This is a genomic window from Sphingobium sp. SJ10-10, from assembly GCF_036038995.2.
Taxonomy (GTDB): domain Bacteria; phylum Pseudomonadota; class Alphaproteobacteria; order Sphingomonadales; family Sphingomonadaceae; genus Sphingobium.
The window spans coordinates 2,715,246-2,725,000 of the sequence record NZ_CP158132.1 but is presented as its reverse complement, the minus strand read 5'-3'; the positions used below and the strand labels follow the sequence as shown (position 1 = coordinate 2,725,000).

The 9,755-nt window shown below is 62.7% G+C and carries 9 protein-coding genes and 1 rRNA gene (1 of these 10 only partly in view); 4 read left to right on the top strand and 6 right to left on the bottom strand.

The features are described 5' to 3' along the window. Positions 1–59: ribosomal RNA gene (locus tag VVT58_RS13215) — 16S ribosomal RNA — on the bottom strand (it extends 1,442 nt beyond the left edge of the window). Between the two features lie 446 nt (positions 60–505). On the opposite strand from VVT58_RS13215, the gene VVT58_RS13210 reads away from it, so the two are divergent. Further along, the gene (locus VVT58_RS13210; RefSeq protein ID WP_327753243.1) at positions 506–1,993 is read left to right on the top strand and encodes a lipopolysaccharide biosynthesis protein; all 1,488 of its coding nucleotides are present in this window, start codon (positions 506–508) and stop codon (positions 1,991–1,993) included. 6 nt (positions 1,994–1,999) lie between these two features. Here the strand turns inward: VVT58_RS13210 and VVT58_RS13205 are convergent, their stop codons facing one another. Next, positions 2,000–2,428 carry a CBS domain-containing protein gene (locus VVT58_RS13205; protein WP_066552870.1) on the bottom strand — a complete coding sequence of 143 codons (429 nt, stop codon included), beginning with the start codon at positions 2,426–2,428 and terminating at the stop codon, positions 2,000–2,002. 74 nt (positions 2,429–2,502) lie between these two features. Here VVT58_RS13205 and VVT58_RS13200 point away from each other — a divergent pair, with 74 nt between their 5' ends. Together VVT58_RS13200 and VVT58_RS13195 are read left to right on the top strand one after the other, a co-directional pair. Continuing rightward, the gene (locus tag VVT58_RS13200) at positions 2,503–2,802 is read left to right on the top strand and encodes a hypothetical protein (RefSeq protein WP_327753244.1); all 300 of its coding nucleotides are present in this window, start codon (positions 2,503–2,505) and stop codon (positions 2,800–2,802) included. Further along, entirely contained in the window at positions 2,795–3,172 is a 378-nt protein-coding gene (locus VVT58_RS13195; protein ID WP_066552866.1) for an acyl-CoA thioesterase, read from the top strand. The genes VVT58_RS13200 and VVT58_RS13195 overlap by 8 nt, the downstream gene beginning before the upstream one ends. A gap of 97 nt (positions 3,173–3,269) precedes the next feature. Here VVT58_RS13195 and VVT58_RS13190 read toward each other — a convergent pair whose 3' ends face one another. From VVT58_RS13190 to hisS, 4 genes are all read right to left on the bottom strand, one after another. Beyond that, positions 3,270–4,064 (bottom strand): DUF4167 domain-containing protein, encoded by a 795-nt coding sequence (locus VVT58_RS13190; protein WP_327753246.1) that lies wholly within the window; start codon positions 4,062–4,064, stop codon positions 3,270–3,272. Between the two features lie 317 nt (positions 4,065–4,381). Beyond that, positions 4,382–5,203, bottom strand: coding sequence for a peptide chain release factor N(5)-glutamine methyltransferase (gene prmC / locus VVT58_RS13185; protein WP_405053742.1), 822 nt, complete (start codon positions 5,201–5,203; stop codon positions 4,382–4,384). Between the two features lie 20 nt (positions 5,204–5,223). After that, the gene (gene prfA, locus VVT58_RS13180) at positions 5,224–6,315 is read right to left on the bottom strand and encodes a peptide chain release factor 1 (protein ID WP_169576240.1); all 1,092 of its coding nucleotides are present in this window, start codon (positions 6,313–6,315) and stop codon (positions 5,224–5,226) included. Beyond that, the gene (gene hisS / locus VVT58_RS13175) at positions 6,315–7,658 is read right to left on the bottom strand and encodes a histidine--tRNA ligase (RefSeq protein ID WP_327753249.1); all 1,344 of its coding nucleotides are present in this window, start codon (positions 7,656–7,658) and stop codon (positions 6,315–6,317) included. The genes prfA and hisS overlap by 1 nt, the downstream gene beginning before the upstream one ends. A 152-nt stretch (positions 7,659–7,810) precedes the next feature. On the opposite strand from hisS, the gene VVT58_RS13170 reads away from it, so the two are divergent. Then, on the top strand, positions 7,811–9,730 hold the full coding sequence (locus tag VVT58_RS13170; RefSeq protein ID WP_327753251.1) for a peptidase M61: 1,920 nt from the start codon (positions 7,811–7,813) through the stop codon (positions 9,728–9,730). Positions 9,731–9,755: the final 25 nt, after the last annotated feature.

Here is a 9,755-nt window from a genome sequence, read left to right as displayed (position 1 = left end):
TGCATGTATTAGGCATGCCGCCAGCGTTCGTTCTGAGCCAGGATCAAACTCTCAAGTTTGATGTCCGATCCATATCCAGGCGGAATAAGCCCAAACATGAACCGCTCATTTTCAGGAGCCATTCCTGCACAAATTTCTTACATGGTTACGTAAGGACATTGTGAGGTCTGGCCAAATTTAACCGAGTACCCGACGCCTGAAAGCCGCCAAGACCCGGAGCCGCCGCCCACATGTCCCTTCATCATACTAACAATGTCAAAGAACCGACAACTATACCGGACAACCAGCGATCCCCGAACTTTCGTGCGAGGGACTTGGCGTCCGTCTATGTTGGCGACCGTCCATTCCACCGCCTCAATAGCGCCGTCCCGTCCGGTGAGACGGGCATATATGGAGGGCTTCCCGAACCGTCAAACCCTTTTTGCACTTTTGTTTCAGAATTTTTTGGAACTTGGCCGATAGAGCGGTTTCACGGAACACGACGCTCCAGAAATTGGGAATGACAATGGGTTTGCAGGACGCCGACGCGGACGACGCCGGTTTTGGCACAAGGATAAGAAGCGCGATTCTCTGGCGATCGGGCAGCCAGATCGTGGCGCAAATGCTGAGCTGGATCGTGACTCTGGCGGTGATCCGGCTGCTCGATCCCGCCGATTACGGCCTGTTTGCGATGACTCAGGTGATTCTGAACTTCGCGACCTTCCTCAATGGCTATGGGCTGGTGAGCGCCCTGGTGCAGTCGGAGACGATCGAGACGCATAAGCTGCGGCAGGCGTTCGGGATCATGCTGTTGCTGAACGGCGGGCTTGCCCTGGCGCAGCTCGCGGTCGCTCCGCTGGCTGCGAGCTATTATGACCAGCCCATGGTCGCGCAGCTCTTGCGCGTGCAGGCGCTGCTTTATCTGTCCACGCCCTTCATCTCGATTCCCGAGGCGATCATGGGCCGGGCGATGGATTTCCGGCGGCCCGCGCTGGTCAACCTGATCGCGGCCATCGCTTCGGCGGCTGTGGCGCTGACGGGCGCGCTGTCGGGTTGGGGCGTGTGGACCTTGGTATTCGCGCCCATTGCGGGGTTTTGGGTCAAGGGCATAGGCTATGTGCTGGCGACCAGGTTCAGGCCGATTCCCAGCTTCGATTTTCGCGGGACCGGGGCGATGGTTGCCTATGGCGCGTCGCTGCTGGGCGGCCAGCTTTTCTGGATCGTGCAGAGCCAGGCCGATATCTTCATTGGCGGGCGGGTGCTGGAGCCACATCAACTGGGCCTTTATGCCGAAGCGCTGTTCCTGACCCAGATCTTCGTCAGCAAATTCATCCCGCCGCTCAATGACGTCGCCTTTCCAGCCTATGCGCGGATGCAGAAGGATCCGGCGCGAATCGCATGGTCCTTCTGCAAGGCGGTGCGGTTGCTGCTGCTGATTTCCTGCCCGGTCTATCTGGGCATGGCGGCGACGGCGGGACCGCTGGTCGAAACCCTGTTCGGCGCGAAGTGGCGGGATATGGCGCCCTTCGTCGCGATTCTCGCTCTCGCCATGCCGTTCATGACATTGCAGGTGATGTTCGCGCCGGTCAGCAATGCCCTGGGACGGCCGGGGACGACCGCGCGGGTGGCGGCGGTGGGCGCGGTGCTGATGCCGGCCGCCTTTTTCATCGGAATTCGATTCGGCGCCATCGGCCTGGCCTGGGCATGGCTTTGCGCCTTCCCGATTCTCACGCTCATCACCGCCCGGCTGGCGGGTGCGCCGATGGGGCTGCGGCTGATCGACCTGATGCGCGCGGCGGCGCCGGGGCTTGGCTGCTCCCTCTTGATGGCTGCGGCGGTGATGGCGGTCGACCGGATGTTGCCGCCACTCGCCGCGCCGATTCGGCTGGGGATATTGGTGCCGGCGGGCGGCCTCGCCTTTCTGGCCGCATTGATGCTGTGCGCGCGGGGCACTCTGCTGGAATTGGTCGCGCTGGTCGTACGGCGGGCGCCGCCGGTGCAGGCACCCGCCTGAAACGAATCAGGCCGTCTGGATATAGTCGCGCAGGGAAGCCGCTTCCGATTCGATGCTGTCGATGCGGAACTTCACAAGATCCCCGATCGACACCAGCCCGACAAGCGCGCCGTCGACCACGACGGGCAGGTGCCGGATGCGCCGCTTCGTCATCAGCGAAAGGCAGTGGATGACGGGAGTCCGATCATCGGTCGTGATCGGCGGGGCGGTCATGATCTCGCCCACGGGGCGTTCCAGCACCGCCGCTCCTTCCTGCGCCACCCGATAGACCAGGTCGCGCTCCGAAAAGATGCCGACCACCTTGCCGTCATCCACCACCGGCACGCAGCCGATCCGCCGCTGGGCGAGCAACTGCACCACGGAAAGGACCGTGTCGCTCGATTGCGCCTGGACGACATCCTGTCCCTTGCGTTGCAAAATCGCCGCGATCGTCATGATCCATCTCCCTCCCTGTCGACTAAATGCCTCAGTCCCTTGATGATCCCACTTTCACACCCCAAAGGAAAGGGATGACGCACAAACAAGGCCTTGATGATCCGGAGATTGCAAGGGTCGCCTGGCGGCGATTCCGTCGGATCATGGGGTGGATGGCGCTGGGCGGCGCGCTGTGCGTGGGGGCGGCGCTGCTGTTTCTGCGGCTATGGGCGGGGCCCATGCCGATCCACATGATCATCGCGACGATATTGGGCGTCTGGTTGACCTTCATGCTAGGGACGGGTTTGATGGCATTGGCATTTCTGTCGAGCGGAACGGGGCATGACGAACAGGTCATCGACCGGATGAAAGACGAGGTTTCCAGTGATGACTGAGCAAAGGGGCGAAGTGGTGTTGCGCGTGGTTCCGCACATCACGGACATCAACGCCAACGGGCATATCTTTGGCGGCTGGGTGCTGAGCCAGATGGATATTGCGGGCGGCATCGTAGCCACGCGGATCGCTCAGGGCGCCGTGGCGACGGTGGCGATCGAGAGCATGACGTTCATTGCCCCGATCCTGCTGGGCGATATCGTGTCGGTCTATGCCCATGAGGAACGGCGGGGGCGCACGTCCGTCGCCATCCGGATCGATGTCATCGCGACGCGAGGCCCGCAAGAGACGAAGGTCGAGCTGACAAGCGGCCTGTTCACCTTCGTCGCGCTGGACGAAAATCACCGGCCGCGTCCGTTGCCGGTCGCCTGATCCGTCAAAGCCGTGCCGGAGGACAACAAAAAAGGGGACAGCGCATCAGCACTGTCCCCTTTTTTTCATCATCCCGCCATCGGGCAGGGATCGGGATTTATTCGGCCGCTTCGGCCGCGGGCCGGACGCGACGAGTGCGCTTGCGCGGCGCTTCCTCGACGGGCTCGGCATCATTGTCGGCGCGAGCGATCGAGGGCGGCAGCACGGCGAGGTCCAGGCCACCCTGCCCCTCTTCCTTCGCCGCCTTGCGCGGACGGCCGCGGCGTGCGCGGGGAGCCTCCGCTTCGGGCTGCGGTTCCGGGGCCGGGGCTGGCTGCGCGGCGGCAATCGGTTCGGGAGCAACCTTAGGCCGGGGTTGCTTCACGGCTTCCTCGACGACGCTTTCCTCAACCGGCGGGCGCTCACGGCGGTGCTCGTTGCGATCATTGCGGTCATTGCGATCCCGCCGATTGCGGTCGTTCCGGCCTTCACGATAGTCGCGCGGCTCGTCACGGCGACGATCAAAGTCCTGGCCGCGATCGGGAGCCTGATCGGCGCGCACGTCCTCGCCGCCTTCATAGCCACCGTCGAAATCGTCGAAATTCTCGTCGAAGCTTTCATCGCGGGGCCGGAAGCGCTGTTGCTGCTCCTCCTGCCGGGCGCGGTTATCGGCAAGGACGCGGAAATAATGGTCGGCAAATTGCAGATAATATTCCGCATTCACCCGATCGCCCGCCATCTGGGCGTCGCGGGCCATATTCCTGTATTTTTCAAGAAGCTGGGCCGCATTGCCGCGCGCGCGGTTGTCAATCCGGTTGCCGTTGTCACCACCGCCCCGATTGCCACCATTGGGACGACCATTATTGTTGTTCCGGCCGCGATTGCGGCGGCCGGCCTGCCTGTTGTTGATCAAGAGCTGATCCTTGCGTTCACTTTGCCATCATTCACTGAAAACACTGTTCAGTCGCCATCCTTCAGCACGGCCTGACCATCAGGCCGGGTAAGGCTCCGCCGGACAGGGGCCGAGCGATCGGCCCATGCCCTTGACCTGCCAGAGGCGCTTGCGCAGCAGCGCCGTCGTGACTTTGAAGGAGCGGGAAAACGGCCTTTTCTTGTCGCAGCCCCACAGGGCAGATCCTCAGGATAGTGCCGTCCCTAAGCCCCATGTAGTGGCTTCCAGGCCATAAACCAAGCAATTTTAGCTTGTGTCGGCGCAAATCCTTCGCCCGGTCACGCCAGGGGCGCCGGCGTCGCGACCAGACAGCGGTCGTGCCCAGCTAGATCGCGGCGCGCCGAAACGCTAAGTCCTTGATCGGCAAGCAAGGCCGAGACGCTGGCCCGCTGGTCATAACCGATCTCGATCGCGGCCATGCCGTCCGGTGCCAACAGGCGCGGCAGCATCGGCGCGATCCGGCGATAATCGTCCAGCCCCTCCGTTCCGGCGAAAAGCGCGCCTTCGGGTTCGTGGAGGACATCGCCCGCAAGCACGACGTCGCGCGCGATATAGGGGGGGTTGATGAGGATCAGGTCGAACGGGCCGTCCAGTCCCTCCGCCCAGTTGCCCAGCCGGAAGTCGGCACGCGCGCCAAGACCCAGGCGATCGGCATTGCCCTGCGCCACCGCCAGCGCGGCAGGCGAAATATCTACCCCAATCCCGCTCGCCTGCGGCCATTGGCTGAGCGCGGCAAGCAGCAGCGCGCCGGAGCCGGTGCCGAGGTCGAGGATGCGGGCAGGCATTCGCGTGCCGAAATGGTCGACGGCGGCCTCGATCAGCGTTTCTGTGTCCGGGCGGGGGATCAGGACATCGGGCGTGACATGCAAGCTGATCGTCCAGAAATCGCGCATGCCGATGATATAGGCGATGGGTTCGCCGGTTATGCGGCGTTCGATGAGGGCTTCAAAGCCAGCCGGGACGCTGAGGTCGCGCTGGCGCATCAGCAGCTCGTTGCGGTCGATCCCGAGCGCGTGGGCGAGAAGCAGTTCGGCGTCGAGACGCGGCGTGCCGCTGATGGGGGCGAGGCGAGCGCTAGCGGCGCGGAGGGTTTCGGGAATATGGACGGAGCCGGATATGCTCACGCCACTCCATCCAATTGGGCGAGGCGGGCGGCTTCATCCTCCGCCATCAGCGCGTCGATGACTTCGGACAGGCCCGGCCCTTCGAGGATTTCGGGCAAGCGGTGTAGCGTCAGGTTGATGCGATGATCCGTCACCCGGCCCTGCGGGAAATTATAGGTGCGGATGCGCTCCGAACGGTCGCCCGAACCGACCATCGCCTTGCGCGCGCCGGCCTGTTCGCTTTGGGCGCGCTCGCGTTCCACTTCATAGATGCGGGCGCGCAGCACCTGCATGGCCTTGGCCTTGTTCTTGTGCTGCGAGCGTTCGTCCTGCTGCGTCACCACGATACCGGACGGCAAGTGGGTGATGCGCACGGCGGAGTCCGTGGTGTTCACATGCTGGCCGCCCGCGCCCGAAGCGCGATAGATGTCGATCTTGAGGTCGCCATCGGCAATCTGGACGTCGACCTCTTCGGGTTCCGGCAGCACAGCGACAGTCGCCGCCGAAGTATGGATGCGTCCGCCGCTTTCAGTGGCCGGAACACGCTGGACGCGATGGACGCCGCTTTCGAACTTCAACTTGGCGAACACGCCGGTGCCCGTGACGCTGGCGACCACTTCCTTGAAACCGCCGACTTCCGAGGCATTGGCGGAGAGCATCTCCATCTTCCAGCCCTGGGTATCGGCATAGCGCTGGTACATGCGGAAAAGGTCTCCCGCGAACAGAGCGGCTTCGTCGCCGCCTGTGCCCGCCCGGATTTCGAGCATGGCGGGGCGCGCATCGGCGGCATCCTTGGGCAGAAGCTGGAGCGCGAGGGCGCGTTCGGCGTCCGGCAACTGGGCCTTGATGAGCCGCATCTCCTCCTGCGCCATTTCGCGCATCAGCGGATCGGCGTCGGCATCTTCCCCGCCCGCCATATATTCGAGCGCGCTCAGTTCCTGGCGGAGACGGCGGACCTCATGGGCGGCCTTCGCCACCGGCTCGATCTCGGCATATTCCTTGGACAGCCGCACAAATTCTTCCGGCGCGAGGTCGGCGCGCGTCATCGACGCCTGCACCTCGTCCCGGCGCGCCTCGATCTGCGCGATGCGTTCGGCGGAAATGTGCATTAGAGGGTCAGTTCTCGCCGCGAAATATGCGCCTTGAACACGCCATGCTCCTGATCAGGATCATTCTGGCGGAACGGAAAAAGCGGAAGCAACGCATCCATCAGCCCCTCAAACTGCTCTGGCGCAGCCACAGCGCTGTTTCCGAATGCCTTGAACCGGAGATGCACCATATTTTGAGGTGCGCCAATCACCGAAAGCTGAAACTGAGGCGGCCTTTTTTTAGCCAACTCAAAACGGCGTTTGGCATTACCACGGAAGGCAATGTCCACCGACCAATTCTTGCGACGGAGTGCAGTGGCAATAGCATGTGCATCAACTGACGAATTTTCATTCTCTGGAATGACGACAATCATCGGTTGCTCGATTTCCGGCATGTCAACCAGCATCGCCAACCGCTCGATCCCCGCCGCCCAGCCGACCGCAGGGGTCGAGGGACCGCCGAGATTTTCGATCAGCCCGTCATAACGCCCGCCGCCGAGCACAGTGCCTTGTGCGCCGAGGCGATCGGTGATGAACTCGAAAGCCGTGTGGCGATAATAATCGAGGCCGCGCACCAGCCGGGCATTGCGCTCCCACGCCACGCCCGCCGCGTCGAGGCCCGCCGTCACCTTTTCGAAGAAGGTCCGCGCTTCGTCGGTCAGATAGGCGTCGATGTCCGGCGCGCTGTCCGCCACCGGGCGATCGCGCGGATCCTTGCTGTCGAGGATGCGCAGCGGATTGCGTTGCAAACGATCCAGGCTCTCTTCGGAAAGCTGGTCGCGATGCGCCTCGAAATGCGCGATCAGCGCCGCCCGCCAGGCGTCACGGCTCGGCCCGTCGCCCAGCGTGTTGAGGTTGAGCGTCACGCCTTCCGACACGCCCAGTTCGCGCAGCAACTGATCCGCCAGAACCAGCAGTTCCACATCGGCGCCCGGCTCGCCCGCGCCGATAATCTCGGCGTCGAGCTGGTGGAACTGGCGGAAGCGGCCCTTTTGCGGGCGCTCGTAACGGAACAGCGGGCCATGGGTCGCGACTTTCAGCGGCGCATATTGCTGCCACCCCTCGGTGATATAGGCGCGTGAAATGCCCGCCGTGAATTCGGGGCGCAGGGTGATGCTGTCGCCGCCGCGATCCTCGAACGTGTACATTTCCTTCGAAACGACGTCCGTGCTTTCGCCCAGCGACCGGGCAAACACCGCCGTCGATTCAAAGACGGGCACTTCCACCCGCTGGAATCCATAGAGCTTTCGCACCCGCTCAAAGGTGGCGACTACGTGCGCGAAACGTTCCTGGAACGCTTCGGTGGTGCCGCCCAGCATGTCCTGCGTGCCGCGCACCGGACGCGGCGTTTCAATCTTGGCCATGGGGGAGCGCCTTTAACGATAAAGATGCTTCAAGGAAACGCGCTTTTTTGTCCCAATATGTCGCGAGCATTGTTCAGGGTGGACGAGAGCGGATTGGCTCGCCATTCTGTTGTTATACGGTCGTTCGACCACAAGCTTTTTCGGAGATGTTCATGATCCGCAGCCTTGCTGCCGCCCTTTTCCTTTCTACGGCTATCGCAGGACCATTGGTCGCGCAGGATGCAATCCGCTCCAAGCCGACGGCGCTGCCGGTCGACAATGCCGCGCCCACGCCCAAGGACATTCCCTATCCCGGCGGCACGATCAAGCTGGAGGTCGACGCCACCGACACGGTGCAGCGCATCTTCCGCGTCAAGGAGACCATCCCCGTCGCCGCCGCCGGCCCGATGACGCTGCTGGTGCCGCAATGGCTGCCGGGCAATCATGCGCCGCGCGGAGCCATTGAAAAGGTCAACGGCATCAGCTTCACCGCCGACGGCAAGCCGCTGGCGTGGAAGCGCGATCCGCTCAACGTCTATGGCTTTGTGATCGACGTGCCGCAGGGGACGAAGCAGGTCGTCGCCCAGTTCCAGTTCCTCTCCGCCACCCAGCCCAATCAGGGCCGGGTCGTCGTGACGCCCAAGATGCTGAACATTCAGTGGGAGTCGGTGTCGCTTTATCCGGCGGGCTATTATACGCGCCAGATTCCGGTGCAGGCGACCGTGACCTATCCCGAAGGCTGGCAGGCGGCGACGGCGTTGCGGGGCAAGAAGACCGGATCGACGGTCGCCTATGACGTGATCGATTATGAAGCCTTGCAGGATTCGCCGGTCTTCGCGGGACGGTATTTCAAGCCCGTCGACCTTGGCCATAATGTGACGCTGAACATCGTTGCGGACGATGCCGACGAGCTGGACGCCAAGCCCGACCAGATCGCCAAGCACAAGAAGCTGGTGGACGAAGCAGGCGCATTGTTCGGCACCTATCATTTCAACCATTATGACTTCCTCTTCGCCATAACCGACGAGATGGGAGGCATCGGGCTGGAGCATCACCGCAGTTCCGAAAATCAGGTGGAGCCGGGCTATTTCAAGAAATGGGGCGATGGCGACGCGCTGCTGGACCGCAACCTGCTGCCGCACGAATTCACCCATAGCTGGGACGGCAAGTTCCGCCGCCCGGACCTTTTGTGGACGCCCGATTTCAACGTGCCGATGCAGGACAATCTGCTCTGGGTCTATGAGGGACAGACGCAATTCTGGGGCTATGTGCTGGGCGCGCGCTCCGGCCTGTTCAGCAAGCAGGAAACGCTGGACGCCTATGCCCATATCGCGGCGAAGCTGGACACCGCCAAGGGCCGCGAATGGCGGCCGATGGAGGACACCACCCATGATCCCATCATCTCCGCCCGCCGCCCCAAGGGCTGGTCGAGCTGGCAGCGGTCGGAGGATTATTACAACGAAGGCCTGATGATCTGGCTGGAGGCGGATGCGATCATCCGTCAGCAGACCAAGGGCGCCAAGGGGCTGGATGATTTCGCCCAGGCTTTCTTCGGCATCAATCCGGGCGACTGGGGTCAGGTCGTCTATAATCGCGGCGACGTGATCAAGACGCTGAACGGCGTCGCGCCCTATGACTGGGCGGGCTTCTTCCAGAAATATGTCGACAGTACGACGAAGGAAACGCCCAAGGGCGGCTTCGCGCTGGGCGGCTACAAGCTGGTTTATGGCGACACGCCGGGCGCCATCACCAAGGCGGCCGAGGGGTCGGGCAAGTTCACCGACCAGAGCTTCGGCATCGGCATGATCGTCAAGAATGACGGCGAGATTTCCAACGTCGTCTGGGACAGCCCAGCCTTCAAGGCGGGTCTCGCCATCGGCTCCAAGATCGTGGCGATCAACGGCGACGAATATTCGGGCGATGTGTTCAAGGCCGCGATCAGGTCCGGAAAGCCGCTCCAGATCATCCTACGCCAAGATAAATATTACCGCACTTTGACCCTCGCATATTCCGGCGGCCTGCGCTATCCGCGCCTCGAAAAGACAGGAGAGGGTGAAGGCAGCCTGGACCGGCTGCTGAAACCGAAAACATAATCGCCCGAAGACCAACGCGTTTACA

Bases quoted from the DNA above. Each gene is read 5' to 3' on its own strand.
- VVT58_RS13210 (WP_327753243.1), top strand. From the start codon at position 506: ATGGGTTTGCAGGACGCCGACGCGGACGACGCCGGTTTTGGCACAAGG.
- VVT58_RS13200 (WP_327753244.1), top strand. From the start codon at position 2,503: ATGACGCACAAACAAGGCCTTGATGATCCGGAGATTGCAAGGGTCGCC.
- hisS (WP_327753249.1), bottom strand. From the start codon at position 7,658: ATGGCCAAGATTGAAACGCCGCGTCCGGTGCGCGGCACGCAGGACATG.
- VVT58_RS13170 (WP_327753251.1), top strand. From the start codon at position 7,811: ATGATCCGCAGCCTTGCTGCCGCCCTTTTCCTTTCTACGGCTATCGCA.
- prfA (WP_169576240.1), bottom strand. From the start codon at position 6,315: ATGCACATTTCCGCCGAACGCATCGCGCAGATCGAGGCGCGCCGGGAC.
- VVT58_RS13205 (WP_066552870.1), bottom strand. From the start codon at position 2,428: ATGACGATCGCGGCGATTTTGCAACGCAAGGGACAGGATGTCGTCCAG.
- VVT58_RS13195 (WP_066552866.1), top strand. From the start codon at position 2,795: ATGACTGAGCAAAGGGGCGAAGTGGTGTTGCGCGTGGTTCCGCACATC.